Genomic DNA, 25,974 nt, shown 5'->3' with positions numbered 1-25,974 from the left:
CCCATATGATGGGAAAAACACCTCCCCTGAAAAAGTTGGCATAAAATTTGAAGAAAAGACATATCATCATAGGTTGATCGACTGTCTTTGAAGTACCTTTAATCTACCATGAATGGGAAACAAGAACAATCGTTCTGTTATCCACATGGTTAAGTGGATAACTTGTGGGTAGAGTGTTTATAATTGAATGAAAGCATGATGAAATATAGGTGGATAATGTGTGTAAAATTATCCACACCTGTTGAAGGTTCTCATCATATGTCGAAAACTTTTTCATTGTATTCGATAGACAGACAAATTGTGATTTGATTCGACACAATCGCTGAAAAACCAATGGAAGAAAGGGTGCAAATTGTGCTAAAGAAGTATTTCTTACCGGATGAATTTGTGAAAAGTATTTTCCACATTTCACCGCAAAAATTAAAAGAACGAAATGTAAAAGGAATTATTACCGATCTAGATAACACACTAGTAGAATGGGACCGCCCAAGTGCGACACCGCGCTTAATTGAATGGTTTCAAGAAATGAAAGATCACGGGATACAAGTGACGATTGTATCGAACAATAATGAAAAAAGGGTCAAGCTTTTTTCTGAGCCGGTTCATATCCCGTTTATTTATAAAGCGAGAAAGCCTATGGGAAGAGCCTTTAATAAGGCAGTCGCTGATATGCAGTTGAAAAAAGAAGATGTGGTTGTCATTGGGGATCAGCTCATGACAGATGTTCTTGGCGGGAATCGTCATGGCTTCCATACGATTTTGGTCGTTCCTGTTGCTGCCTCGGACGGATTTTTCACAAAGTTTAACAGGCAGATTGAACGCAGAATTTTAGGAGCCTTAAAGCGTAAGGGCCACATTCAGTGGGAGGAAGAGTAATAATGGAAAAGGTTGTTTGTATTGGCTGCGGTGTAGCCATTCAGACGGAAGATAAAGATCAATTAGGATATGCGCCGGCAGCATCTCTATTGAAAGAAGATGTGATCTGTCAGCGCTGTTTTAGGTTAAAGAACTACAATGAGATTCAAGATGTTTCTTTAACAGAAGACGACTTTTTAAATATATTGCACAGCATTGGAGAGACAGATTCTCTCATTGTCAAGGTCGTTGATATTTTTGACTTTAACGGAAGCTGGATCAATGGGCTGAGCCGCATTGTCGGTGGTAATCCGATTTTACTTGTTGGCAACAAAGTGGATATTTTACCGAAATCCGTAAAAAAAGATCGTCTGATTCATTGGATGAAGCGGGAAGCGAAGGAAAACGGATTAAATCCAATCGATGTTTTCTTAATTAGTGCAAGCAGAGGCCAGGGCGTACCTGAGGTGATGGAAGCGATCGATCATTACCGCGAGGGAAGAAATGTCTATGTCGTCGGCTGTACGAATGTTGGGAAATCAACATTTATCAATCGAATTATCAAAGAAGTATCTGGGGAAGAAAATGTCATTACTACATCCCAATATCCAGGTACTACACTTGATGCCATTGAAATTCCGCTTGATGACGGGTCTGCTTTATTCGATACGCCGGGCATCATCAACCGCCATCAAATGGCGCACTATGTCAGCAAAAATGACCTGAAGATTTTAACGCCGAAAAAAGAATTGAAACCGAGAACGTTCCAATTAAATGAAGCACAAACGCTTTATTTTGGCGGACTGGCTCGATTTGATTACGTAAAAGGCGGAAGAACATCATTTGTCTGCTATATGCCAAATGAGCTGAACATTCACCGTACAAAGCTGGAGAACGCAGATGATTTATATGAAAAACATGCAGGGGAACTCTTGTCACCGCCATCAAAAGAGGGAATGGAAGATTTCCCGCCGCTCGTTCCGCATACCTTTACCATTGACCAGCCAAAAATGGACATCGTCTTTTCAGGTTTAGGCTGGGTCACTGCAAATGATGCGGGCAAGCAAATTAAAGTTTATGCGCCAAAAGGCGTTCATGTGTTTATGAGACGTTCGTTAATTTAAATGTTCAAAGGGGGAGAGACCTTGAAACCTTTATACGGAGTAATCGGAAACCCAGTTGGCCATTCAATGTCTCCGGATATTCATAATGCAGCATTAAAGGATGCTGGAATTGATGGACATTATCATGGCTTTCAAGTAGAAAATGATGACCTGAAAGAGGCTGTTAGCGGCATGAAAGCGTTAGGAATCAGCGGCATTAACGTCACTGTTCCGCACAAGGTAGAAATCATGAAGTACCTTGACAAAATTGATGTGACAGCTGAACGCCTCGGTGCCGTCAATACGGTGCGGCTCGAAGGAGATCAGCTCGTTGGGTACAATACAGATGGAGAAGGCTTTCTTCATTCATTGCTTGAAGCCTTGGATCAGCCGTTATCAGAGCTGTCATTTCTCTTGATTGGTGCTGGCGGAGCGGCAAGAGCGATTTATACGACAATTGCTCAGTATGCACCGAAGAGCTTTGATATTACGAACCGCACCATTGAAAAAGCTGAAGCTTTAATTGAAAGTGCAGAGGGGAAAATCACATCTCATGCAATTACATTAATTACAGCTGAAGAGCGGCTTGGGGAATATGATGTCATCATCCATACGACGTCGATCGGCATGTATCCGAATGTTGAAGAAACCCCGATTTCTTTAGCGAACGCAAAAAAAACAGCGGTCGTTTGTGATATTGTGTATAATCCAATAGAAACAAAACTGCTCAGTGAAGCAGCAGGGTTAGGCTTGAAAACAGTGGACGGGGTTGGCATGTTTGTTGGACAAGCAGTCAGAGCCTTTGAACTGTGGACAGGCATTACGCCTGACGCCGGAAAAATGAAGTCAATTGTCATAGAGAAATTAGGAGGAACACCATGTTAAAAGGTAAGCAAAAACGTTTTTTACGTGCACAAGCACATCATTTATCACCTATTTTTCAAGTTGGAAAAGGCGGGGTAAATGACAATATGGTCAAGCAAATTTCCGAGGCGCTTGAAGCAAGAGAACTGTTAAAAGTCAGCGTATTGCAAAATTGCGACGAGGACAAAACAGAAGTTGCGAAAGCACTTGTAAAAGGTGCAAAGGCTGAACTCGTTCAAACGATCGGAAATGTGATTGTCCTTTACAAAGAATCTAAGGAAAATAAACAAATTAAGCTGCCGTAAAGGTGGATGCGATATGAAAAAAATAGGATTGTTCGGCGGTACGTTTGATCCTCCCCATAACGGGCATTTGCTAATGGCAAGTGAGGTGCGGACTCAAGTGGGGCTGGATGAAATTTGGTTTATCCCAAACCATATGCCTCCTCATAAAGCAGGACGGAAACGAGCAGATAGTCTTCACCGGATAAAAATGGTGGAGTCGGCGATTCAGTCAAATCCGTATTTTCGGCTCGAGCTCATTGAAATGGAGCGGGAGGGTCCGTCTTATACGGTAGATACAGTGGATCTGTTAAAGAAGCGTCATCCAGAAGATCAGTTCTTTTTTATGATAGGAGCGGACATGGTCGAGTATTTGCCAAAATGGCACCGAATCAACGATTTGCTTCAAATGATCACCTTTATTGGGATGAAAAGACCGGGTTACGTTGGAAGTACGGCATATCCTCTTTTATTTGCAGATGTTCCAGCTTTTGATGTATCATCAACATTGATTAGGCAGCGAATAGAGCAGGGAATACCTGTCGATTATTTGATTCCGAAAGCTGTTGAGCGTTATATAAAGGAGCATCATTTATATGAATCGTGAAGAAGCATTGAACTGTGTCAAAGAGCAGTTAACAGAGCATAGATATACACATACACTTGGAGTCATGGAGACAGCCATTTCATTAGCGGAACGGTTCGGTGCAGATGTGAAAAAAGCAGAGATCGCCGCTATTTTTCATGATTATGCGAAATTTAGACCAAAGGAAGAAATGAAGGGGATTATCGAGCAAGAGAAGATGAACCCTTTATTGCTTGAATATTCGCCAGAGCTTTGGCACGCTCCGGTTGGTGCCTATTTGGTCAAAAAGGAAGCTGGAATTGACGATCAAGATGTGTTAACAGCCATTGAATTTCATACTTCCGGCAGACCAGACATGACTTTACTTGAAAAAGTCATTTATGTCGCAGATTATATTGAACCAGGACGTCATTTCCCTGGTGTCGAAGAAGTAAGGGAGTTAGCAGAGCAGGATCTAGATCGTGCACTGATCCAATCATTAAAAAACACCATCAGTTTCCTAATGAAAAAGAATCAGCCAGTCTTTCCAGATACGCTTGCTACTTACAACTCGCTTGTGCATAAGAACAACTAAGGAGGAATTTTGGATGGATTCATCATCAATTTTAAACGTCGCAGCAGGAGCATGCGATGATAAACGGGCTGAGGATATTATTGCTCTTAATATGCAAGGAATCTCACTTGTTGCAGATTATTTTCTCATTTGTCACGGGAATTCTGATAAACAAGTGCAAGCCATTGCAAGGGAAGTAAAACATCTTGCGGAGGAAAGTGGAATCGAAGTGAAGAAGATGGAAGGCTTTGATGAAGCAAGATGGGTATTGATTGACCTAGGTGATGTCATTGCCCATGTGTTCCACAAAGAAGAAAGAGGATACTACAACTTAGAAAAGCTATGGGGAGATGCGCCGAGAGAAACGCTTTCACTTGGCATTAACTCATGATTTATCAAGGGTTTGCAGGTGTGTATGACGAGCTCATGACACATGCACCTTATGATGAATGGGTTCAGTGGATCCAGCAGTATATTAAGCAGAATGCTGCCATCATCGATGTAGGCTGTGGAACTGGAGAGATTTCTCTTCGGTTAGCTGAAAAGGGCCACAAGGTCACAGGAATTGACCTCAGTGAAGAAATGCTGGCCTTCGCGCAGCAAAAAGCGCAGGCGAAAAAGCAGTCGATTCAATTTTTACATCAAGATATGAGAGAGGTTACAGGCTTTGAGCAAGCCTTCCAGGCAGCCGTTATTTGCTGTGATTCCTTGAATTACTTAAAAAACGAAAATGACGTCAAAAAAACCTTTAAAAACATGTTTCAGCTTTTAGAGGCAGATGGGGTTTTACTTTTTGATGTTCATACGCCTTATAAAATGGAAGAGGTATTCCCGGGTTCGACTTTTGCAGATCAAGATGAAGAGATCAGCTATATTTGGCAGAGCGATAAAGGGGATGACATGTATTCGGTCATTCATGATTTAAGCTTTTTTGTAAAGGACGGAGACATGTATCAGCGTTATGATGAGACACATGAACAGCGCACATTTCCATTTGAAACATATGCAGCGTTCCTCGAGTCCGCTGGCTTTGAACATATAGAAGTGACCGCTGATTTTACAAATGAAGCCCCCGGTGAATTCGCCGAAAGATATTTCATCTCAGCTAAGAAACCAAAAACCATCGTTTAATAGAACGATGGTTTTTTAAAACCCTTTTTTCGCTTATTGCAAAGATGATTAATTTCTGCGATCATCAGTGAACACGCTTGGTGGATATTGATGTGCAACCGCTTCTAAATCTTCATCGAATTTTTCATGGGTGTTTTGAAAGAGACGGTGAAACATATCTTGCACACCTGCTTCAAGTGCTTTAATGCCTTCACCAGTGACGCCGCCTTTCACACATACTTTGTCTTGCAGTGTCGGAAGGGTATAGACTCTCTTTTCAATCAAACGGCCAAGTCCAACAAGCATATCTTCTGATAAGGTGGTGGCTTCTTCTTTAGAAATATCCGTTTCTTCTACGGCCGCTTCAATCATTTTCTGAACGAGAAAACTAATAAAAGCAGGTCCGCAGCTGACAATATCGGAAGCCGCTCTTGTAATCGAATGATGGATCTCAATTGGTGTTGAAATGCATGAAGCTAACTGCCTTAACGCTGTTTTCGTCGCGGCATTGCATGATGAACCAAAAGTTAAAAGTGATGCACCTGATAAAGCGCGGTTTGTAATGCTTGGAATCAGCCTGGCTGTTTGACAAGGAACGATATCCTGAAGCTGTTCAGGATGAACTGGACTTGTAATGATGACAATGGTTTGCTGCTCCGTTAAAAGAGGGCTCAGCTCTTTTAAAAGTGGATAAATATCAAGTGGTTTGACACAAACAAAAATGAAATCTTTATTCGTGACAGCTCCTGAAAGCTGTTTCGTTACTTCAAGCTCTGGATGGTTCTTTTTTATATTGAACGCTTTTTCAATGGTTCGGTTTGTAATGGTGATCGATGAGGGATTGACTGCTTTTGATTCAATAAATGCCTCAGTAAGTATGGTACCCATGTTTCCTGTACCGATTAACCCTATATTCAAACGTTCTCCCTCCTTAGACGCGTAGGATCTGTTATCTTCTAAACAGTATGTTGAGCAGTAGAAAAATATGATTGAAAGAAGCGTGAGTAAGTGAAACGACTCATTCGATTAAAAAAATACAGTCTTTATCTTGCAGCTGGGCTCATGGTTGTGATCATCCTCAGTTTCTTCTTTTTCACTGGAAAAGGAGAGGACAGCAGAGAGCCAAGTGTATTGAAGGGAAATAAAGACATACAGGTCACATTAGAAGACAAACAAGAAAAGACAGAAAAAGAGCCAACAACGATTTTTGTAGAGGTCAAAGGAGCAGTTAGAAAACCAGGTGTTTATACATTTCAACCTGATGCACGGGTAGAAGAAGCAATTCAAAGAGCAGGAGGTTTTACCAGCAAAGCAGACACGGTTGAAATCAACCAAGCAGCAAAATTAGAGGATAGTATGATGATTTATATTCGAAAGCAGGGGGAAGCGGAGAAAGAGATGCAAACAGCATCAGCTGATGCGTCATCAGGTATTGAAAAGAGTCAGGGTATCAATATCAATCAGGCCGATGCAGCCGAATTGCAAACCATTAACGGCATAGGACCAGCTAAGGCAGAAGCCATCATTTCGTATAGAGAGGAACACGGAGAATTTCAACAAATTGAAGACTTGCGGAACATTTCAGGTTTTGGGGAAAAGACGATTGAACGGCTGAAAAGTCAATTGACCGTGAAGTAGAATTGACGGTATAGAAGAAAGGCATGTACACTTAATATCAACCATCATTCTGGAGGGATCAGCTCGTGGAAAGAATTTCATGGAATCAATATTTTATGGCACAAAGCCATTTGCTTGCTTTACGAAGCACCTGTGAGCGGTTAGCTGTTGGGGCGACGATCGTAAGGGACAAGCGCATTATTGCAGGGGGGTACAATGGCTCCATTGCCGGTGATGTTCATTGTGCGGATGTAGGGTGCTATGTCATTGATCATCACTGTGTTCGCACCATCCATGCAGAAATGAACGCTATATTACAATGTGCCAAATTTGGTGCACCTACAGCTGATGCTGAAATATATGTCACACATTTCCCTTGTTTACAGTGCTGTAAAGCCATCATTCAAGCGGGCATACGAACAGTGTACTATGCAAAGGATTATAAAAATCACCCATATGCTGTTGATTTATTCGAGCAGGCGGGTGTTCAAACAGAGCAAGTTGAATTAGATGAAATGATCATCGACTTAAAAAATCAAGAAAAATTGGCCTTTGTTGCAGATTTAATTGGGAAGCTGAGTGAATCAGGACTTAGCGAAACAGAAATTCGCGATATGCATGAGAAGGCGAATCAACTATTTACTTCCTATGTTTAAATATTTGCCGTTTGGGGCAATTTCAGCAGCTGTTGGAATTGCTCTGGCTGCATATCATCTTCATATGTATTTCCTTCTCTTTCTTCTCATCATATTGCTTCTCAGCCTGCTGAAAAAAGCCCCCCAACTCTTTTTAATGGTCAGCCTATGCGGGGCTGTCTATACACTCATTTTTATGGTTCATGAGTCTCTTAAAGCGGATCAACCCGTTCAAGAAAAACTCCTTTCTGGTTCCGTTGTGATTGAAAGCATTCCGAAAACAGATGGCAATCGTTTTTCAGCGACTGTATCAACAGACCATGAACGACTAGCCACTTTTTATACAATTCAAACTGAGCGTGAAAAGGAGGCATTAAAAGATGTCGAACCTGGTATGAGCTGTCACATGACAGGTGATGTTCGTCCAGCTAAACACGCAACCATTCTTAACGGGTTTCAATACGATCAATTTTTAAAAACAAAAGGCATTGACGCCATTTTCCTGCCACAGTCGATCAAAAACTGTACAAAAAAAGACGGTTCTCCCTATTACCTTCAAACGATGAGGCAAAAGGGTTTGAAATTTTTAGAGGACCATGTGCCAAAACACTCTGTTGGCATTGTACAGGCTCTTATTTTTGGCGAACGTGAGTTGATAGACCCTGAGACATTAAGAGATTATCAAATGCTCGGCATTATTCATTTACTAGCGATCTCGGGATTGCATGTGCAAACGCTTCTTGCGTGCTTATTTTGGTGCCTCCTTCGTGCTGGCGTGACAAGAGAGACTGCACGTATTCTCTTATTATGCTTTCTGCCTGTTTATGCTTGTTTGACAGGTGCTGCACCATCTGTTTTAAGAGCTTGTCTCATGGCAGGAATCTATTTAGTGATGACTAGTCTTCCAAAAGAAATGAAACAGCCTTCAGCTGTAGTATTAAGCGTTACGTTTTTATTCTTATTAGCAATTCATCCTCTTTATTTATTCGATATTGGATTTCAGCTTTCATTCGTGGTGACGTTTTTTATTTTGTTATCAACTAGGATTTTATCAAAAGCAAAAAGTTCAGTCATGCAATTATTCCTTATTTCCTTCATTGCACAGCTTGCTTCGCTCCCTGTTATTTTATATCATTTTCATCAATTTTCTTTGCTGAGCGTTCCTTTGAACATGATATTTGTCCCTTTTTATACGACGGTTGTTATGCCGCTATCCTTACTCTTTTTTCTTTTCACTATCGTTTATCTTCCGCTTGGACAAACGTTGTTTCAGCTGCTTGATTCGGTGATCCAGATTAGTCATCAATTGTCAGCCTATATGGCTGTTTTTGATGGATTCAATTTGATTTTTATGAAGTCTGCTTGGTGGCATATTCTTCTTGAGGTGAGCGCCTTAATTGTTCTGTTATTTGTAATGGAAAGCAAAACTTCTGTGACATCCTATGCTGTGCCGATCCTTTTTCTCATTGGTGTTTTGAGTGCACACTATTTCACTCCGAATTTTTTCGAAAAAGGGGAAGTTACGATGCTGGATGTAGGACAGGGGGATAGTTTGTTTATTCAGCTTCCCTATCGAAAGGGGCACCTGCTTGTGGATACAGGGGGCAGACTTTCTTTTGAAGAAGAACCGTGGAAAAAAAGACGTAAAGTGTCTTCGATCGGTGATCAAACGCTGATCCCGTTTCTACACTCTAAAGGTATAGCGAAACTTGATGTCCTGATACTTACGCATGCGGATCAAGACCATATGGGAGAAGCGGTTCGATTAATCAAGCGAAATAAAGTAAAGCGGCTGGCCATACCAAAAGGCTTTGCCCGGAGTCCAGAGGATGAGGAGCTGTTAAAAGAAGCAGCTGATCAAGGGATTATGATTGATGAATTAGAGAGAGGAGATCAGCTTCAGATTGGAGAGCAAATATTTGAGGTTCTTCATCCGTCGCGTGATCGGGTAACAAGTAAGAATAATGATTCACTCGTTTTGGCATTTACTATTGGGGGAAAGCGGTTTATGCTCACTGGAGATCTTGAACAAGAAGGGGAGCGAGACATGATAGAAGCCTTTCCTCATCTGCGGGCAGATGTCTTAAAGGTTGGACATCACGGGAGTAAAGGGTCAACAAGCGAAGAATGGCTTCAGCATCTCAAGCCCTCACATGCACTCATTTCAGCAGGTGAACGCAATCGTTATCAGCATCCACATCAGGAAGTATTGAAAAAATTAAAGGACGGGCAAATGAAAGTGTATCGGACAGATATCGATGGGAGCGTGACGTATGAATTTCTCGATGAGCAAGGAACGTTTTACACTCATCCTCCATATGATATCTTACAAAATCAATAAAAAAACTGCCAAAATGGCAGTCATGTAACCTTCATGAAGTTAAGATCCAACGAGGTGTATAATGGTTGCCAAAATAAACATTGAGGCGAAAAATCCGAATGTGACGATAAAACCAACAGCTGAGTCGGTCACATCATTCCGCTTGCTTTGAACATTTTTTTCAAATTCATTCATTTTCATCCCTCCTGGCTAATTTTAGTATACTTGAACTCATTTGGAATTGCTAGAAGGTAAAGTAACCGTTTTCCATTTTCATGATCATTTTATGAATATCGTCTGACAGCAGGCTGACCCGGGAGCTTGCGCCGGACGTTTACTATAAATGAGGAGGCGGCACTTTGAGCTTCCTCTTTACTAATGTCTTCACACACTTTAGGATAGAGGAGGAAGTGAAAGAGAGGGATTCAATTGATGGTTTTTGATGTATGGAACAATTTAAAACGAGGGGATATCCATCCCGTTTATTGCTTATATGGGAAAGAAACATATTTACTGCAAGAAACTGCTGCTAAATTGAGACAAGCTGTTGTAGACGAAGAAACGAAGGATTTTAATTACTCCATCTTCGATATGGAAGAAGTGCCGCTTGAACAGGCTGTGACGGATGCAGAAACATTTCCGTTTATGGGAGAAAGGCGTCTCGTCGTGATCAAGAATCCTTATTTTCTTACAGCTGAAAAGAAAAAGGAGAAGATCGAGCATGAGCTTTCTGTGTTAGAAGCTTATTTAGAAAAGCCAGCGCCCTATACCATCCTCGTGTTATTAGCACCATATGAAAAGTTGGACGAACGTAAAAAAATCACTAAATTGCTAAAAAAGAAAGCTGCTGTCGTTGAGGCGAAAGAGTTAAACCCAAAAGAAACAACAGATTTCACCATCACACTGGTGAAGACAGAAGGAAAGACGATTACATCTGAAGCGGCTGAGCAGCTTGTGATGCTATGCGGCGGGAGTCTATCCTCTCTATTCCAAGAGATTCGTAAGCTAAGTACATATATTGGAGAGCGGGAGGAAATTGAGTTAGCGGATGTCAATCAGCTCGTTGCAAGAAGCTTAGAGCAAAATATTTTTGAGCTGATTAATCAAATTGTAAACAGACGCCGCTCTGAGGCCATGCAGATGTTTTATGACCTGCTAAAGCAAAATGAGGAACCCATTAAAATATTAGCACTCATTTCCACTCAATTTCGATTGATTTTGCAGACGAAGTACTTCGCTCAGCAAGGATATGGACAAAAACAAATTGCTTCAAATCTAAAAGTCCACCCATTCCGGGTCAAACTTGCGATGGATCAGGCAAGACTGTTTTCAGAAGAAGAGCTCAAACAAATTGTCAAAGAGCTTTCAACGATTGATTATGAAATGAAAACGGGTAAAAAGGACAAACAGCTGCTGTTAGAATTGTTCTTGCTTCGATTGTTAGGCGCTTGAACATAAAAAAACGACCTTCTAAAAAGAGGGTCGTTTTTGTTAGATGTATAATTGCCAGTCTGTCCTTATGGCTGGGCCGGTCAGGACGGACGTACAGTTAAACAGGTGCCTCATCACTGAGGCGTTGCAAACATTATGCAGAAAGTCCGTTTACTTGTTTAGCAAGTCTTGATTTGTAACGCGCAGCTGCGTTTTTGTGTACAAGACCAGTTTTAACGGCTTTGTCAATGCGTTTTGCAGCAGAAGCAAGAGCAGCTTTTGCTTGCTCAGCATCGTTGTTAGCTACAGAAACTTCAACTTGTTTAATCGCAGTACGCATCGCAGACTTGATTGTTACGTTATGTGCACGGCGTTCGTTATTCGTTTTTGTACGTTTGATCGCTGATTTAATATTTGGCATGTGTTTCACCTCCTAAGATACAACCTAAACACAATTGTCTTAAGGTTAAATCTTCACAATAGAACAAATTGTATTCTATCAAACACACCTTTAGAATGCAATATAAATGTAAAGTATTTTTCATTGATGACGTGCTCGAATGTTTCTTTAAAGAGATGGAAAGACTACTGTTAATTACTTGGTGGAAGGAGTCTTTTTATGGAGAAACAGAAACTCGATTTAAGCGTTTATCAAATCCGGACAGACCTGGCTGTTGAAACAAAAGAGATACTAGAACAAGAGAACAATCCGAATCTCGTCAAAAAGGACGGGATCCAAGGGATTGTCGAAAAGGAAAAAGAAGAGCAAGGCATCCGCATACGTACTGTGGAAATCACGAAAGAAGGGGAGGAGCTGACCGGCAAAAAGGCAGGGACATACTTGACGTTTGAGGCACAAGGCATTCGGGAGAAAGACTCTGAGATGCAAGAAAAAGTCGTCGAAGTCTTTGCCCATCATTTTGCTCAGTTTTTAAAAGACCGAGGCATTCAGGCTGATGCGAGCTGCCTTGTAGTAGGACTGGGAAACTGGAATGTCACGCCAGATGCACTAGGTCCTCTCACAGTTGAAAACCTGCTTGTGACCCGCCATCTCTTTGAATTGCAGCCGGAAAATGTTCAGAAAGGCTATCGCCCGGTTTCCTCTTTGTCTCCAGGGGTGATGGGACTGACCGGTATTGAAACAAGTGACATTATCCAAGGTGTAATTGAACGTTCTAAGCCTGATTTTGTCATTGCGGTCGATGCCCTTGCTGCTCGTGCGGTGGAACGAGTGAATACAACCATTCAAATATCTGATACAGGTATCCATCCCGGTTCTGGAGTAGGGAATAAGCGAAAAGAATTAAGCAAAGAAACATTGGGCATTCCAGTGATTGCGATTGGTGTTCCGACAGTGGTGGATGCAGTAACCATTGCAAGTGACACAATTGATTATGTCTTAAAGCATTTTGGTAGAGAACTGAAAGATGACCGGCCGTCCCGCTCTCTTGTGCCGGCTGGTTTGACATTCGGGAAGAAAAAAGTGCTTAACGAAGAAGACTTGCCAGATGAGGAAACGCGTCAATCATTCTTAGGCATCGTAGGAACCCTTCCTGAAGAAGAGAAAAGGCAGCTGATCCATGAAGTGCTTGCGCCGCTGGGGCAAAATTTAATGGTCACGCCTAAAGAAGTAGATACATTCATTGATGATATGGCAAACGTACTCGCCAACGGATTAAACACAGCGCTTCATCAAAAAATCACTCAAGATAACATGGGTTCATATAATCATTAATCGGTTCTACTTTCTCTAGCTCGCTCATAGTGTAATTACTAGAAAGCGTGCTGGAGGGAGTAAATCATGAAAAAAAGACCCCGCCGTCCTCGACAGTTGGTCGTTGCGATTAATGGAACGAAAGTAGTAAAAAGCATTTTCTTATTTATTGCCTCTCTTGTTGTGGTGTTTGTGATGTCAGGGGCTTTGACCTCTTTAAAACCCGAGCTGAGGCCGCAAGCCTCGTTATATGGTGTAGCAGATGAGCTCTCTGGCGCATTTTTTGCCACATTAATGGGCATGGAAAACCAATATTTCGCCTCAGCAGTTCCAGAAGATCAAAAAGGGTTTCATTTCTCTGGGCTGTCACTGAAGCTAGCAACCAGTATTAATTTAGAAGACCCGCGCAGTTTCCTAGGAAGAGAACTCCCAGGTTTTGAACATTTTGATACAAAAATCATCTTAGCGGGTGAAGGAACAGACTATACCAATATGCCAATGGAATCGCCGCCGCCTAGTGAAGTGATCCAAGATGAAAAAGAAGCAAATTTGGCTGAGCTGGACAAGCTCGATGATGATACGCCGAAAAAGCCAGCCAAAGAGCCTGACCGGTCAACAGGAAAACGAAAAGCTGTGTACATTTATCACACACATAACACGGAATCATATTTACCATTTTTAAAAGGAGAAACGAATCCAAATAATGCACGGCACTCAAAAGTGAATGTCACCCTTGTCGGCGACATGTTTGGAAAGGCACTTGACCAGCAAGGAATCGGCAATACAGTCGACAAAACGGAAATTGAAAAAAGGCTGGTGAACAAAGGATTAAAGTATCCGCAGTCATATAATGAATCGAGATTGGTCGTGAAAGAAGCATTAGCGAAAAATGATGACCTCGATTATTTAATTGATATTCACCGGGATTCAAGAAGAAAGAAAGATACGACTGTCGAAATCAAAGGGAAGAAATATGCGAGAATTGCGTTTGTTGTTGGGAAGAAGAATCAAAGCTATGAGAAAAACTTGCAGCTTGCGACGGAGTTCCACCATTTGATGGAGAAAAAATATAAAGGTCTTAGTGTCGGTGTGTTTGCCAAAGGAGAAATTGGCGATAATGGAATTTATAATCAAGATTTATCCGACAAAGCCCTTCTTTTAGAATTTGGCGGAGTGGACAATAATATGGAAGAATTAAGAAATGCATCCAATGCAGCAGCTGATGTGTTCAGCGACATTTTCTGGGACGCGGAAAAGGTGGATGGCAAAGCGAAGGATGAGAAAAAACGCTCTTAAGGTGGTGACGGATATGGGCTCATTTATTGGAAAAACCATTATGTTAGGATTGGTCTTGCTGTTTGGTGTCTTTTTAGGAATGCAGCAAGCGAATAATGGCATGCTGCAAATGAAGGGTTACCATGATCCGCAATTAAAAGGAGCTTTCTCCATTCAAATGAACGACAATGAAGAGAAGGAAGCTTCTATCTTAGGAACGGCTGTTACAGAAAAGGATCTTGCCGAAAAACAAAAGCAGCTTGAGGAAATAGAGAGCTTTAATGCCTTTTCCAAGGCAGGAAAAGCCCTATCTGATGGCATGACACATGCAGCCCGTTCTCTTTATGATTGGGTGAATGGGAAATAAACGAATTTCATGAGATATCACTCTTTTGAGCAAAGCCGCTGACCGATGAGCGGCTTTTCTTGATTTCGATTGAATCTTTACAGCCCTATTGATATAATCTAACCTAGCGCAACCCGCGTTTTATAGTAGGAGTGATAGATTGTGACAGATAAAGAAAAACGATTAGAACGGCAATCAAGAATTCGAAATTTCTCCATTATCGCCCATATTGACCATGGGAAATCCACATTGGCGGACCGTATTTTGGAAAAAACAGCGGCGATTACTCAACGGGAAATGAAAGAACAATTGCTTGATTCCATGGATTTAGAGCGTGAACGCGGCATAACGATTAAATTAAACTCTGTCCAGTTGAAGTATAAGGCGAAGGATGGAGAAGAATATATTATGCACCTGATTGATACACCAGGGCATGTCGACTTCACCTATGAGGTATCTCGAAGCCTAGCTGCCTGTGAGGGTGCGATTCTCGTAGTAGATGCAGCACAAGGAATTGAAGCACAGACACTTGCGAACGTTTATTTAGCTCTTGATAACAACTTAGAAATTCTCCCGATTATCAATAAAATCGATCTGCCAAGTGCAGAGCCTGAGCGTGTAAGAGAAGAAATTGAAGATGTCATCGGGTTGGATGCGTCTGAAGCTGTTCTCACCTCTGCTAAGGCGGGTATTGGAATCGAGGATATTTTAGAACAAATCGTTGAAAAGGTGCCGGCTCCCGCTGGAGATCCAGAAGCACCACTTCAAGCTCTTATTTTTGATTCTCTTTACGATGCGTATCGCGGCGTTATTGCGTACATACGAATTGTTGAAGGAACCGTCAGACCTGGTCAGAAAATTAAAATGATGGCGACGGGGAAAGAATTTGAAGTACTTGAAGTCGGCGTATTTACACCAAAAGCCATGCCAACAGACGAACTCACCGTTGGAGATGTTGGCTACTTAACAGCTGCGATTAAAAATGTCGGTGATACACGTGTAGGGGATACGATCACACTTGCAGAAAACCCAGCGAAAGAGGCACTGCCAGGATACAGAAAGCTAAACCCAATGGTGTACTGCGGACTTTATCCAATTGATACAGCGAAATACAACGACTTACGTGAAGCGTTAGAAAAGCTTGAGTTAAATGATTCTTCACTTCAATATGAGGCAGAGACATCCCAAGCACTTGGCTTCGGTTTCCGCTGCGGGTTCCTTGGAATGCTTCATATGGAAATCATCCAAGAACGGATTGAACGTGAATTTAAAATTGATCTAATTACGACAGCACCAAGTGTTATTTACGATGTGTATATGACAGACGGAGAAAAAATCGTCGTAGATAACCCGTCCAATCTGCCTGATCCGCAAAAGATTGAGCGAATTGAAGAACCATACGTGAAAGCAACAATGATGGTGCCGAATGATTATGTAGGCTCTGTGATGGAGCTTTGCCAAGGAAAGCGCGGACATTTCATTGATATGCAGTATCTTGATGCGAACCGAGTGAGCATTGTTTATGAAATTCCTTTGGCTGAGATCGTATACGAATTCTTTGATCAGCTAAAGTCCAACACAAAAGGCTATGCGTCCTTTGATTATGAGCTGATTGGCTACCGTCCATCTACGCTAGTGAAGATGGATATTATGCTGAATGGCGAAAAAATCGATGCCCTTTCCTTTATCGTTCACCGCGATTATGCATATGAACGAGGCAAGATCATCGTTGATAAGCTAAAAGAACTCATTCCACGCCAGCATTTTGAAGTACCGATTCAAGCAGCAATCGGTCAAAAAATCGTTGCTCGTTCCACCATTAAAGCGATGCGTAAAAACGTACTAGCTAAATGTTATGGCGGAGATATTTCCCGGAAAAGAAAGCTTCTTGAGAAGCAAAAAGAAGGGAAAAAGCGCATGAAGCAAGTGGGCTCTGTTGAAGTCCCGCAAGAAGCATTTATGGCCGTGCTGAAGATGGACGACAGCACACCGAAAAAATAACATCCTCAAGGCAACCTGCTTTACAATGTCCGCCTTGACGTTTATAGTCGAAAACAAACAAAGGCGCCGCAGCGATAAACTGCGGCTCTTTACCTGTAAAGAAGGTGTCATCAAATGAAAGCAGCATACATTCACATTCCATTTTGTGAGCACATTTGCCACTATTGTGATTTCAATAAATTTTTCATTAAAACGCAGCCAGTCGATGAATACTTAGCGGCTCTTGAGAAAGAGATGCAGCACACGATCGAGCAAAAAGGCGAGCAGGAACTAAAGACAATTTTTATTGGCGGGGGAACCCCGACATCACTGACTGTCAGCCAGCTAGACAAGCTCATGAACAGTATTCACCGCGTACTAAAGCCGACAAAAAACCTGGTTGAATTTGCAGTAGAAGCAAACCCAGACGAATTATCTCTTGAGAAACTCCAAGTGCTAAAGGCAGCCGGTGTGAATAGGCTGAGCTTTGGCGTTCAAACCTTTGAAGACGATTTGCTCAAAAAAATCGGACGAGTTCATCAAAAGAAGGATGTCCTTACGTCCTTTGAACGAGCTAGAGCCGTTGGATTTGACAATATTAGCCTCGATCTCATGTTTGGCTTGCCGCATCAAGAAAAGCATCATGTGATGAATTCACTTGAGACAGCTTTCTCGCTGGGGGCAGAGCATTATTCGGTTTACTCACTCATCGTCGAGCCGAAAACCGTTTTTTACAACTTAATGCAAAAAGGAAAACTTCATTTACCGCCGCAAGAACGTGAGGCTGAAATGTATGAGCTTGTGATGGATGAAATGGAGCGCCATGGATTAAAGCAGTATGAGATTAGCAATTACGCCAAACCTGGCTTTGAAAGCCAGCATAACCTGACCTATTGGAGCAATGAAGATTACTTCGGTTTTGGTGCAGGTGCACACGGGTATGTAGATGGCATCCGAAATGTGAACGCAGGGCCGGTGAAACATTATTTGGAGCTGATTGACCAAACAGGCTTCCCGTATAAGGAAACACACCAGGTCACAAAAGCAGAGCAGATAGAAGAAGAAATGTTTTTAGGTCTTCGAAAGATTGAAGGGGTGAAAAACGCTGATTTTCAAGCGAAATATGGGGCGACGCCAGAAGCACTTTTTTCCACTGTTCTTGAAGATTTAGAAGAAAAAGGTCTCATTGTAAAAGATGACATGGGGATTCGTTTAACAAGAAAAGGAAAATTGTTAGGAAATGAAGTGTTTCAAGCGTTTCTCGGTGAGTTATAATTGACATTTTAATTTGAGTTTGGTAATTTTGTTTATACAATTAGCACTCGTTGAAAGAGAGTGCTAACAGGGGTGATGATGATGTTAACAAATCGTCAGCTTTTGATTCTGCAAGTCATCATTAATGACTTTATTCGTTCGGCGCAGCCAGTTGGATCAAGGACTCTTTCTAAAAAAGAAGACATTACATTCAGCTCTGCGACGATTAGAAACGAAATGGCTGATTTGGAGGAACTTGGTTTTATTGAAAAGACCCATTCTTCATCAGGAAGAATTCCTTCCGAAAAAGGATATCGTTATTATGTAGATCATTTGCTCTCTCCGCGAAAACTGTCGTCTAAAGAGCTTGTGCTCATTCAGTCGGCCTTTCAGGAGAAAATTTTTGAGCTGGAAAAGACAGTTCAAAAATCGGCGGAAATTTTATCAGATCTCACAAACTATACATCGATTGTGCTTGGTCCAAAGCTAAGTGAAAATCGGTTAAAGCAAATTCAGCTTGTTCCTGTTCAGCCAAACAAAGCAGTGGCGATCATGATTACAGACAGCGGACATGTTGAAAACAAAACCATTACCTTCTCTGAGCATCTCGATGTCTCCGATATTGAGAAGCTGATGAATATTTTAAACAGCCGTCTAGCCGGAGTCCCGATGGATCAACTGAAGGACAGAATGTATAAAGAAGTTGTCATGCTTCTTCGTACGCATTTAAAAGATTATGATCATATTTTAGATGCGCTCGGCAATACATTTACATCGACTCAAAATGAATCAAAACTTTTCTTTGGCGGGAAGATTAATATGTTGAATCAGCCAGAGTTTCATGACATTGACCGCATCCGTTCACTCATGATGCTTATTGAGCAAAAAAATGATGTCATGCAGCTGTTTCATCCAAATCAGCAAGGAATCACCATTAAAATCGGTTCAGAAAACAATTTGGAAGCCATGGAGAACTGCAGCTTAATCACAGCCACTTATTCGATTGATCAAAAATCACTCGGCTCCATTGCCGTCATCGGTCCAACCCGTATGGATTACGGGCGGGTTGTCAGTCTCTTGCATCATGTATCAAAAGACTTGTCAAACGCACTTTCCAATTTGTATGATGAGTAGGGTGATAAAAGATAGGGGCACTGCCCCTTCGTATTTTTGAATCTTTTGAGGGAGGTGAACACAATGTCAGAAGAAAAACAGACACCTGAGCAAGAAGCAGAGGTTGAAGCACAAGAAGAAGCAGTTCAAGCAGATACTGAGGAAGTAACGCATGATGAACAGTCTGCCTTCCAAGAAAAAATCGATGAATTGCAGCAGCTTCTAGATGAAAAAGAAAACAAAATTCTGCGTGTTCAAGCAGATTTTGAAAACTATAAACGCCGTGCTCGAACTGAAGTGGAGACCGTGCAAAAATATCGTTCTCAACATGTTGTCAGTGATCTTCTCCCAGCTCTTGATAACTTTGAAAGAGCGCTTGGAATTGATCCAGACAATGAGCAGACGAAAAGTTTGTTAGAAGGAATGCAAATGGTTTACCGCCAGCTGGTAGAAGCGTTGAAAAATGAAGGCGTAGAACCAATTGAAGCTGTCGGCAAAGAGTTCGATCCAAACCTTCATCAAGCCGTCATGCAAGTTGAAGATGAAAACTACGATTCAAATATCGTTGTAGAAGAATTGCAAAAGGGCTATAAACTCAAAGACCGAGTTATTCGTCCATCAATGGTAAAAGTAAATCAATAACTACATAATGGGAGGTCATCGAATATGAGTAAAATCATTGGGATTGACTTAGGAACAACAAACTCATGTGTTGCAGTACTTGAAGGCGGCGAGCCAAAAGTCATTGCAAACGCTGAAGGAGCACGTACAACACCATCTGTTGTCGCTTTTAAAAACGGAGAGCGCCAAGTGGGTGAAGTAGCAAAACGTCAATCAATTACAAACCCGAACACGATCATGTCTGTTAAAAGACATATGGGTACAGATTATAAAGTAGAAGTTGAAGGCAAGAACTATACACCGCAGGAAATCTCTGCGATTATTCTTCAGCACCTTAAATCTTACGCTGAAAGCTATCTTGGCGAAGAAGTAACAAAAGCGGTTATCACAGTTCCTGCTTACTTCAACGATGCAGAACGCCAAGCAACGAAAGATGCTGGTAAAATTGCTGGTCTTGAAGTAGAACGTATCATCAACGAACCAACAGCAGCTGCACTTGCATATGGTTTAGATAAAACAGACGAAGATCAAACGATCCTTGTATACGACCTTGGCGGCGGTACATTTGACGTATCAGTTCTTGAACTTGGAGATGGCGTCTTTGAAGTGCGTTCAACTGCTGGGGACAACCGTCTAGGTGGAGACGATTTTGACCAAGTCATCATTGATCACCTAGTGGCTGAATTCAAAAAAGAAAATGGCATTGATCTTTCTAAAGATAAAATGGCGCTTCAGCGTTTAAAAGATGCTGCTGAAAAAGCGAAAAAAGATCTTTCTGGTGTATCTTCTACACAAATCTCACTGCCATTTATCACAGCTGGAGAAGCAGGACCTCTTCACCTTGAATTAACGTTAACACGTGCTAAATTCGAAGAGCTTTCTGCAGATCTTGTAGAGCGTACAATGACACCAGTACGTCAATCACTGAAAGATGCTGGTTTATCTGCTAGCGAGATTGATAAAGTCATCCTTGTAGGTGGATCAACTCGTATTCCTGCAGTACAAGAAGCAATCAAAAAAGAAACAGGCAAAGAGCCTCATAAAGGTGTAAACCCTGATGAAGTAGTTGCACTTGGTGCAGCGATCCAGGGTGGAGTCATCACAGGAGATGTCAAAGACGTTGTTCTTCTTGACGTAACACCACTTTCTTTAGGAATTGAAACAATGGGCGGCGTATTCACGAAGCTGATTGAACGCAATACAACAATTCCAACAAGTAAATCTCAAGTATTCTCAACGGCTGCTGACAACCAAACAGCTGTAGACATCCATGTCCTGCAAGGTGAGCGCCCAATGGCTGCAGATAATAAAACATTAGGCCGCTTCCAATTGACTGATATCCCGCCAGCACCACGCGGCGTACCGCAAATTGAAGTATCTTTTGATATCGATAAAAACGGTATTGTCAACGTACGTGCGAAAGATATGGGTACAGGCAAAGAGCAAAACATCACAATCAAATCTTCTTCAGGTCTTTCAGATGATGAGATCGAAAAAATGGTCAAAGAAGCAGAAGAAAATGCTGAAGCAGATGCGAAGAAAAAAGAAGAAATCGAAGTGCGCAACGAAGCAGACCAATTAGTGTTTACAACTGAAAAAACATTAAAAGATCTAGAAGGCAAAATCGATGAAGAGCAAGTGAAAAAAGCAAACGACGCGAAAGATGCACTAAAAGCTGCGATCGAAAAAGGCGAGTTTGAAGACATCAAAGCGAAAAAAGATGAGCTGCAAACAATCGTTCAAGAATTAACGACAAAGCTCTATGAAGAAGCTGCAAAACAAGCACAAGCTCAGCAAGAAGGCGCTGAAGGTGCTCAAAAAGCAGATGACAATGTAGTGGATGCAGAATACGAAGAAGTAAACGACGATCAAGAGAAAAAATAATCACCTTTACTTTTGAATAAGACTGCTGAAACGTACTCGTCAGAAAGTCAAAGTCAGGATCTCTTGGCTTTGACTTTTTTTCTTTTCAACGATGAAAGGAATTGAAAAAGGTTAAATCAAAATGATACAATCGTATTTATGTGAGAAAATCGGGAGTGTGAAGAGATGAGTAAGCGTGATTACTATGAAGTGCTTGGCGTAAGTAAGAGCGCCTCAAAGGACGAAATCAAAAAGGCATACCGCAAGCTTTCAAAAAAGTATCACCCTGATATTAATAAAGAAGCTGGCTCAGATGAGAAATTCAAAGAAGTAAAAGAAGCCTATGAAACCCTTTCTGATGATCAAAAACGTTCGCATTATGACCAGTTCGGTCATACCGATCCAAACCAAGGCTTTGGCGGCGGCGGTTTTGGCGGAGGAGGAGACTTTGGCGGCTTCGGCGGCTTTGATGATATCTTCTCTAGTATTTTTGGCGGCGGGGCCAGAAGAAGAGATCCAAATGCACCGCGCCAAGGAGCGGACCTGCAATATACAATGACGCTTTCGTTTGAAGAAGCGGCATTTGGGAAAGAAGCAACGATTGAAATCCCTCGTGAAGAATCGTGTGAAACATGTCATGGATCAGGTGCAAAGCCTGGGACGCAGGCGAAAACCTGTTCACATTGCGGCGGTTCTGGCCAATTAAACGTTGAGCAGTCAACCCCATTTGGTAAAGTGGTCAACCGCAGAGTATGTAACTACTGCAGCGGAACAGGGAAACAAATAGACCATAAATGTTCAACATGCGGCGGATCTGGCAAAGTGCGTAAGCGTAAGAAAATTAACGTGACGATCCCGGCAGGTGTTGATGATGGCCAGCAGCTCAGAGTGTCTGGTCAAGGAGAACCAGGTGTAAATGGAGGACCTCCAGGAGATCTATTCGTTGTGTTCCATGTGCGTGCGCATGAATTCTTCGAACGTGATGGAGATGACATTTACTGCGAGATGCCGCTCACCTTTGCCCAAGCTGCATTAGGTGACGAAATTGAAGTGCCGACATTACACGGAAAAGTAAAATTAAAAGTTCCTGCTGGCACTCAAACTGGCACGAAGTTTAGACTTAAAGGTAAAGGCGTGAAAAATGTACGCGGCTACGGCCAGGGCGATCAGCATATCGTTGTACGTGTTGTCACACCGACAAATTTAACAGACAATCAAAAAGATATCATTAGAAAATTTGCTGAAGTGAGCGGAAATAAACCGGACGAACAAGAAATGAGCTTCTTCGATAAGGTAAAACGCGCATTTAAAGGCGAGTAAGACGGATAAGGAGTTGGTAGTATTGAAGTGGTCAGAAATTAGCGTCCATACAACAAATGAAGCGGTGGAACCAATCACCAATATTTTGCATGAAGCAGGTGCAAGTGGTGTCGTGATTGAGGACCCGCTTGATTTAGTCAAGGAACGTGAAAATGTATACGGTGAGATCTACCAGCTCGATCCGAATGACTATCCGGAGGAAGGTGTCATTGTCAAAGCCTATCTTCCAATGAACAGCTTTTTGATGGAAACGGTAGATGAGATCAAAGAAGCCATCAACAACCTTCTTCTATACGATATTGACCTTGGACGCAATACGTTGTCAATTTGTGAAGTAAATGAAGAAGAATGGGCCACCGCATGGAAGAAATACTATCATCCTGTGAAAATCTCTGAAAAATTCACCATCGTTCCAACGTGGGAAGAATATACACCGGTTCATTCTGATGAACTGATTATTGAAATGGACCCTGGTATGGCATTTGGAACAGGGACGCATCCAACAACCGTCCTTTGCATTCAGGCGCTTGAGCGTTATGTGAAGGAAAACGATACGGTGATTGATGTTGGAACAGGCTCTGGAATTTTAAGTGTGGCAGCAGCAATGCTTGGTGCAAAGGATATTCAAGCCTTTGATCTCGACACCGTTGCGGTAGAAAGTGCGAAGCAAAACATCGAATTAAATGGTGTAAGTGAACAAGTGGCGGTCAAACAAAACAACTTGCTTGATGGGATTTCAGGTGAGCGTGATGTGATTGTCGCCAACATTCTGGCAGAAGTGATTTTGCGCTTTACAGATCAAGCCTATGACCTATTGAAGAAAGATGGCTATTTCATTACTTCAGGCATCATTGGACAAAAGAAATTACAAGTCAAAACAGCATTAGAAGAAGCAGGTTTTGACATTGTTGAAGTGCTGTCAATGGAAGATTGGGTCAGCATTATAGCGAAAAAATAAAGCGAGTAGGTGTCAGGACACGTATGCAACGATATTTTATCGACCTCACGAAAGAAGAAGTGACTGCAAAGGGAGCTATCGTTATAAAAGGCGAAGATGTACATCATCTTTCCAATGTCATGCGAATGAAAGCAGGGCAGGAAATCCTTTGTTTAACGACAGACGGCTTTGAAGCGCTCAGTAAAATTGATACAATAACAAAGGAAGAAGTGATTTGTCACCTTGAAAGCTGGACAAATCAGGACAGAGAACTTCCGATCAGGGTGACGATTGCAAGCGGTCTTCCAAAAGGAGATAAGCTTGAGCTCATTATCCAAAAAGGCACAGAGCTTGGCGCAAGTGCTTTTATCCCGTTTCAAGCAGCTCGTTCTATTACAAAGCTTGACCAAAAAAAGTCGCATAAAAAACGAGAGCGCTGGGAGAAAATTGCGAAAGAAGCAGCCGAGCAGTCCTACCGGAATATCATTCCACGTGTTTATTCAGTATCAACGTTTAAAGAGCTGACGCAATTAGCTGGTGAATTCGATAAATGTGTCGTTGCATACGAAGAATCATCGAAAGAAGGAGAGCAAAGTCGTTTTCAAACTGTGCTTCAACAGATGAAAGGCGGACAAACCTTGCTAGTGGTTTTTGGGCCTGAAGGCGGTTTGGCAGAAAAGGAGATTGAAGAGCTTGAAACGCTTGGTGCAGTCATTTGCGGGCTTGGACCACGCATTTTAAGAACGGAAACCGCTCCTTTATATGCGCTTTCTGCTATATCTTATCAAACAGAGTTATTAAGAGGTGAATCATGATGGGAACAGTAGCGTTCCATACACTTGGCTGTAAGGTCAATCACTATGAAACAGAGGCGATCTGGCAGCTGTTTAAAGAAGCTGGCTATGAAAGAAAAGAGTATGAGTCAAAAGCAGACGTATATGTCATTAATACATGTACGGTCACGAATACAGGCGACAAGAAAAGCCGCCAAGTCATTAGAAGAGCCATTCGTCATAACCCGGATGGTGTCATTTGTGTAACAGGCTGCTATGCGCAAACGTCTCCAGCAGAAATCATGGCGATTCCTGGTGTTGATATTGTGGTTGGAACACAGGACAGACATAAATTACTAGGGTATATTGAAGAATACCGCAGAGAAAGACAGCCGATCAACGGGGTTGGCAATATCATGAAAGCACGTGTGTTTGAAGAACTTGATGTTCCTGCCTTTACAGACAGAACGCGCGCTTCATTAAAAATCCAAGAAGGCTGTAACAATTTCTGTACCTTCTGTATTATTCCTTGGGCGCGCGGCCTTCTTCGTTCTCGTGACCCAGAAGAAGTCATCAATCAAGCGCAGCAGCTTGTTGATGCGGGCTATAAAGAAATTGTGCTTACAGGTATTCACACAGGTGGATACGGAGAAGACTTAAAGGATTATAACTTTGCAAAGCTTCTAAAAGAATTAGATAAACGTGTTATTGGTTTAAAACGAATCCGTATTTCATCTATTGAAGCAAGTCAAATTACAGATGAAGTGATTGAAGTGCTTGATCAGTCAGATAAAATTGTCAGACACTTACACATCCCGCTTCAATCTGGCTCAAATACTGTGCTAAAAAGAATGCGCCGTAAATATACGATGGAATTCTTTGCAGAGCGTTTAACAAAGCTGAAAAAAGCATTGCCAGGACTTGCTGTCACCTCTGATGTGATCGTTGGATTCCCTGGGGAAACAGAAGAAGAGTTCTTGGAAACGTACAATTTTGTCAAAGATCATCAATTCTCTGAGCTGCACGTCTTCCCTTACAGCAAACGTACAGGTACCCCGGCTGCAAGAATGGAAGATCAAGTGGATGAAAATGTGAAAAACGAACGTGTCCACCGTTTGATCGCTCTTTCTGACCAGCTTGCGAAAGAGTATGCATCAGCATACGAAGGTGAGGTTCTAGAGATTATTCCGGAAGAATCCTTCAAAGAACAAGAAGGAAACCACAATCTTTATGTTGGTTATACCGATAACTACATGAAAGTTGTTTTTGAAGGGACAGAGGACATGATCGGACGTCTGGTCAAAGTGAAAATTACGAAAGCGGGCTATCCTTATAACGAAGGACAATTCGTTCGCATCAGTGATGATGTGCAGCCAGACCAAGTGAGAATGACCTCATAATAGATAAAAAAAACCGGCAGCCA

27 protein-coding genes are annotated in these 25,974 nt (G+C 41.9%); 24 read left to right on the top strand and 3 right to left on the bottom strand.

The annotated features are described in order from the left end of the window. Positions 1–354: 354 nt before the first annotated feature. The 8 genes from ACLGGR_RS12360 to ACLGGR_RS12325 are packed head-to-tail and all read left to right on the top strand — an operon-like array spanning position 355 to position 5,373. Positions 355–876, top strand: coding sequence for a YqeG family HAD IIIA-type phosphatase (locus ACLGGR_RS12360; protein WP_008356191.1), 522 nt, complete (start codon positions 355–357; stop codon positions 874–876). A 2-nt stretch (positions 877–878) separates the two neighbouring features. Next, positions 879–1,979, top strand: a complete 1,101-nt coding sequence (gene yqeH / locus ACLGGR_RS12355) for a ribosome biogenesis GTPase YqeH (protein ID WP_034661381.1) — start codon at positions 879–881, stop codon at positions 1,977–1,979. Between the two features lie 21 nt (positions 1,980–2,000). Further along, positions 2,001–2,843: a shikimate dehydrogenase gene (gene aroE / locus ACLGGR_RS12350; protein WP_410973146.1), complete on the top strand. Its 843-nt coding sequence runs from the start codon at positions 2,001–2,003 to the stop codon at positions 2,841–2,843. Continuing rightward, the gene (gene yhbY / locus ACLGGR_RS12345) at positions 2,837–3,127 is read left to right on the top strand and encodes a ribosome assembly RNA-binding protein YhbY (RefSeq protein ID WP_008342507.1); all 291 of its coding nucleotides are present in this window, start codon (positions 2,837–2,839) and stop codon (positions 3,125–3,127) included. Before aroE ends, yhbY begins: the two co-directional genes overlap by 7 nt. A gap of 13 nt (positions 3,128–3,140) precedes the next feature. Next, positions 3,141–3,710, top strand: coding sequence for a nicotinate-nucleotide adenylyltransferase (locus ACLGGR_RS12340; protein WP_410973145.1), 570 nt, complete (start codon positions 3,141–3,143; stop codon positions 3,708–3,710). Beyond that, the gene (gene yqeK / locus ACLGGR_RS12335) at positions 3,700–4,263 is read left to right on the top strand and encodes a bis(5'-nucleosyl)-tetraphosphatase (symmetrical) YqeK (RefSeq protein ID WP_410973144.1); all 564 of its coding nucleotides are present in this window, start codon (positions 3,700–3,702) and stop codon (positions 4,261–4,263) included. Before ACLGGR_RS12340 ends, yqeK begins: the two co-directional genes overlap by 11 nt. 13 nt (positions 4,264–4,276) lie before the next feature. Beyond that, positions 4,277–4,633 carry a ribosome silencing factor gene (gene rsfS / locus ACLGGR_RS12330; RefSeq protein ID WP_003217467.1) on the top strand — a complete coding sequence of 119 codons (357 nt, stop codon included), beginning with the start codon at positions 4,277–4,279 and terminating at the stop codon, positions 4,631–4,633. After that, the gene (locus tag ACLGGR_RS12325) at positions 4,630–5,373 is read left to right on the top strand and encodes a class I SAM-dependent DNA methyltransferase (protein ID WP_410973143.1); all 744 of its coding nucleotides are present in this window, start codon (positions 4,630–4,632) and stop codon (positions 5,371–5,373) included. Before rsfS ends, ACLGGR_RS12325 begins: the two co-directional genes overlap by 4 nt. Positions 5,374–5,421: 48 nt before the next feature. Here the strand turns inward: ACLGGR_RS12325 and comER are convergent, their stop codons facing one another. Beyond that, on the bottom strand, positions 5,422–6,270 hold the full coding sequence (gene comER, locus ACLGGR_RS12320; RefSeq protein ID WP_024423047.1) for a late competence protein ComER: 849 nt from the start codon (positions 6,268–6,270) through the stop codon (positions 5,422–5,424). 90 nt (positions 6,271–6,360) lie between these two features. Here comER and ACLGGR_RS12315 point away from each other — a divergent pair, with 90 nt between their 5' ends. The 3 genes from ACLGGR_RS12315 to ACLGGR_RS12305 all read left to right on the top strand — a co-directional run bounded on the left by ACLGGR_RS12315 (position 6,361) and on the right by ACLGGR_RS12305 (position 9,945). Beyond that, on the top strand, positions 6,361–6,990 hold the full coding sequence (locus ACLGGR_RS12315; RefSeq protein ID WP_410973142.1) for a helix-hairpin-helix domain-containing protein: 630 nt from the start codon (positions 6,361–6,363) through the stop codon (positions 6,988–6,990). A gap of 65 nt (positions 6,991–7,055) precedes the next feature. Continuing rightward, positions 7,056–7,625 carry a ComE operon protein 2 gene (locus tag ACLGGR_RS12310; RefSeq protein ID WP_039180075.1) on the top strand — a complete coding sequence of 190 codons (570 nt, stop codon included), beginning with the start codon at positions 7,056–7,058 and terminating at the stop codon, positions 7,623–7,625. Beyond that, on the top strand, positions 7,618–9,945 hold the full coding sequence (locus tag ACLGGR_RS12305) for a DNA internalization-related competence protein ComEC/Rec2 (RefSeq protein ID WP_410973169.1): 2,328 nt from the start codon (positions 7,618–7,620) through the stop codon (positions 9,943–9,945). The genes ACLGGR_RS12310 and ACLGGR_RS12305 overlap by 8 nt, the downstream gene beginning before the upstream one ends. A gap of 39 nt (positions 9,946–9,984) precedes the next feature. Here ACLGGR_RS12305 and ACLGGR_RS12300 read toward each other — a convergent pair whose 3' ends face one another. After that, positions 9,985–10,119, bottom strand: coding sequence for a YqzM family protein (locus ACLGGR_RS12300; protein WP_012010638.1), 135 nt, complete (start codon positions 10,117–10,119; stop codon positions 9,985–9,987). A 237-nt stretch (positions 10,120–10,356) separates the two neighbouring features. On the opposite strand from ACLGGR_RS12300, the gene holA reads away from it, so the two are divergent. Continuing rightward, on the top strand, positions 10,357–11,376 hold the full coding sequence (holA, locus tag ACLGGR_RS12295; protein ID WP_142945472.1) for a DNA polymerase III subunit delta: 1,020 nt from the start codon (positions 10,357–10,359) through the stop codon (positions 11,374–11,376). A gap of 133 nt (positions 11,377–11,509) precedes the next feature. On the opposite strand, the gene rpsT is transcribed toward holA, so the two are convergent. Next, positions 11,510–11,776: a 30S ribosomal protein S20 gene (gene rpsT, locus ACLGGR_RS12290; protein ID WP_024423042.1), complete on the bottom strand. Its 267-nt coding sequence runs from the start codon at positions 11,774–11,776 to the stop codon at positions 11,510–11,512. A gap of 198 nt (positions 11,777–11,974) precedes the next feature. Between rpsT and gpr the strand changes: the two genes are divergently transcribed. The 12 genes from gpr (at position 11,975) to mtaB (ending at position 25,951) form a co-directional block, all read left to right on the top strand. Continuing rightward, positions 11,975–13,090, top strand: a complete 1,116-nt coding sequence (gene gpr / locus ACLGGR_RS12285) for a GPR endopeptidase (protein WP_410973141.1) — start codon at positions 11,975–11,977, stop codon at positions 13,088–13,090. 66 nt (positions 13,091–13,156) lie between these two features. Further along, positions 13,157–14,365 carry a stage II sporulation protein P gene (locus ACLGGR_RS12280; RefSeq protein ID WP_410973140.1) on the top strand — a complete coding sequence of 403 codons (1,209 nt, stop codon included), beginning with the start codon at positions 13,157–13,159 and terminating at the stop codon, positions 14,363–14,365. A gap of 13 nt (positions 14,366–14,378) precedes the next feature. Beyond that, positions 14,379–14,711, top strand: coding sequence for a YqxA family protein (locus ACLGGR_RS12275; RefSeq protein ID WP_142945469.1), 333 nt, complete (start codon positions 14,379–14,381; stop codon positions 14,709–14,711). A 141-nt stretch (positions 14,712–14,852) separates the two neighbouring features. Continuing rightward, a complete protein-coding gene (lepA, locus tag ACLGGR_RS12270; RefSeq protein WP_142945468.1) occupies positions 14,853–16,691 on the top strand; it encodes a translation elongation factor 4 in 1,839 nt (612 codons plus the stop codon). Between the two features lie 114 nt (positions 16,692–16,805). Then, a complete protein-coding gene (hemW, locus tag ACLGGR_RS12265; RefSeq protein WP_410973139.1) occupies positions 16,806–17,945 on the top strand; it encodes a radical SAM family heme chaperone HemW in 1,140 nt (379 codons plus the stop codon). 81 nt (positions 17,946–18,026) lie between these two features. Further along, positions 18,027–19,058: a heat-inducible transcriptional repressor HrcA gene (hrcA, locus tag ACLGGR_RS12260; protein WP_003217350.1), complete on the top strand. Its 1,032-nt coding sequence runs from the start codon at positions 18,027–18,029 to the stop codon at positions 19,056–19,058. Positions 19,059–19,121: 63 nt separating this feature from the next. After that, positions 19,122–19,679, top strand: a complete 558-nt coding sequence (grpE, locus tag ACLGGR_RS12255; RefSeq protein WP_041086263.1) for a nucleotide exchange factor GrpE — start codon at positions 19,122–19,124, stop codon at positions 19,677–19,679. 24 nt (positions 19,680–19,703) lie between these two features. Further along, positions 19,704–21,542, top strand: a complete 1,839-nt coding sequence (dnaK, locus tag ACLGGR_RS12250; protein ID WP_047201915.1) for a molecular chaperone DnaK — start codon at positions 19,704–19,706, stop codon at positions 21,540–21,542. Between the two features lie 165 nt (positions 21,543–21,707). Next, positions 21,708–22,841, top strand: a complete 1,134-nt coding sequence (gene dnaJ, locus ACLGGR_RS12245) for a molecular chaperone DnaJ (protein WP_024427952.1) — start codon at positions 21,708–21,710, stop codon at positions 22,839–22,841. 22 nt (positions 22,842–22,863) lie between these two features. Next, entirely contained in the window at positions 22,864–23,799 is a 936-nt protein-coding gene (gene prmA / locus ACLGGR_RS12240; RefSeq protein ID WP_142945466.1) for a 50S ribosomal protein L11 methyltransferase, read from the top strand. 23 nt (positions 23,800–23,822) lie between these two features. Continuing rightward, a complete protein-coding gene (locus tag ACLGGR_RS12235; RefSeq protein WP_126681572.1) occupies positions 23,823–24,593 on the top strand; it encodes a 16S rRNA (uracil(1498)-N(3))-methyltransferase in 771 nt (256 codons plus the stop codon). Beyond that, the gene (gene mtaB, locus ACLGGR_RS12230; RefSeq protein ID WP_251216728.1) at positions 24,593–25,951 is read left to right on the top strand and encodes a tRNA (N(6)-L-threonylcarbamoyladenosine(37)-C(2))-methylthiotransferase MtaB; all 1,359 of its coding nucleotides are present in this window, start codon (positions 24,593–24,595) and stop codon (positions 25,949–25,951) included. Before ACLGGR_RS12235 ends, mtaB begins: the two co-directional genes overlap by 1 nt. Positions 25,952–25,974 lie beyond the last annotated feature (23 nt).

The organism is Bacillus sp. BD48 (assembly GCF_046566805.1).
In the GTDB taxonomy this organism is placed as follows: Bacteria; Bacillota; Bacilli; order Bacillales; family Bacillaceae; genus Bacillus; species Bacillus safensis.
This window is presented reverse-complemented; position numbering and strand designations above follow the sequence as displayed.

Excerpts from the sequence above, each read along its gene's own strand:
- gpr (WP_410973141.1), top strand. The coding sequence starts at position 11,975 with ATGGAGAAACAGAAACTCGATTTAAGCGTTTATCAAATCCGGACAGAC.
- ACLGGR_RS12340 (WP_410973145.1), top strand. The coding sequence starts at position 3,141 with ATGAAAAAAATAGGATTGTTCGGCGGTACGTTTGATCCTCCCCATAAC.
- holA (WP_142945472.1), top strand. The coding sequence starts at position 10,357 with ATGGTTTTTGATGTATGGAACAATTTAAAACGAGGGGATATCCATCCC.
- hrcA (WP_003217350.1), top strand. The coding sequence starts at position 18,027 with ATGTTAACAAATCGTCAGCTTTTGATTCTGCAAGTCATCATTAATGAC.
- rsfS (WP_003217467.1), top strand. The coding sequence starts at position 4,277 with ATGGATTCATCATCAATTTTAAACGTCGCAGCAGGAGCATGCGATGAT.
- mtaB (WP_251216728.1), top strand. The coding sequence starts at position 24,593 with ATGGGAACAGTAGCGTTCCATACACTTGGCTGTAAGGTCAATCACTAT.
- ACLGGR_RS12325 (WP_410973143.1), top strand. The coding sequence starts at position 4,630 with ATGATTTATCAAGGGTTTGCAGGTGTGTATGACGAGCTCATGACACAT.
- yqeK (WP_410973144.1), top strand. The coding sequence starts at position 3,700 with ATGAATCGTGAAGAAGCATTGAACTGTGTCAAAGAGCAGTTAACAGAG.
- yhbY (WP_008342507.1), top strand. The coding sequence starts at position 2,837 with ATGTTAAAAGGTAAGCAAAAACGTTTTTTACGTGCACAAGCACATCAT.
- ACLGGR_RS12300 (WP_012010638.1), bottom strand. The coding sequence starts at position 10,119 with ATGAATGAATTTGAAAAAAATGTTCAAAGCAAGCGGAATGATGTGACC.
- dnaJ (WP_024427952.1), top strand. The coding sequence starts at position 21,708 with ATGAGTAAGCGTGATTACTATGAAGTGCTTGGCGTAAGTAAGAGCGCC.
- grpE (WP_041086263.1), top strand. The coding sequence starts at position 19,122 with ATGTCAGAAGAAAAACAGACACCTGAGCAAGAAGCAGAGGTTGAAGCA.
- rpsT (WP_024423042.1), bottom strand. The coding sequence starts at position 11,776 with ATGCCAAATATTAAATCAGCGATCAAACGTACAAAAACGAATAACGAA.
- yqeH (WP_034661381.1), top strand. The coding sequence starts at position 879 with ATGGAAAAGGTTGTTTGTATTGGCTGCGGTGTAGCCATTCAGACGGAA.
- ACLGGR_RS12305 (WP_410973169.1), top strand. The coding sequence starts at position 7,618 with ATGTTTAAATATTTGCCGTTTGGGGCAATTTCAGCAGCTGTTGGAATT.
- ACLGGR_RS12275 (WP_142945469.1), top strand. The coding sequence starts at position 14,379 with ATGGGCTCATTTATTGGAAAAACCATTATGTTAGGATTGGTCTTGCTG.
- ACLGGR_RS12235 (WP_126681572.1), top strand. The coding sequence starts at position 23,823 with ATGCAACGATATTTTATCGACCTCACGAAAGAAGAAGTGACTGCAAAG.
- ACLGGR_RS12280 (WP_410973140.1), top strand. The coding sequence starts at position 13,157 with ATGAAAAAAAGACCCCGCCGTCCTCGACAGTTGGTCGTTGCGATTAAT.
- hemW (WP_410973139.1), top strand. The coding sequence starts at position 16,806 with ATGAAAGCAGCATACATTCACATTCCATTTTGTGAGCACATTTGCCAC.
- dnaK (WP_047201915.1), top strand. The coding sequence starts at position 19,704 with ATGAGTAAAATCATTGGGATTGACTTAGGAACAACAAACTCATGTGTT.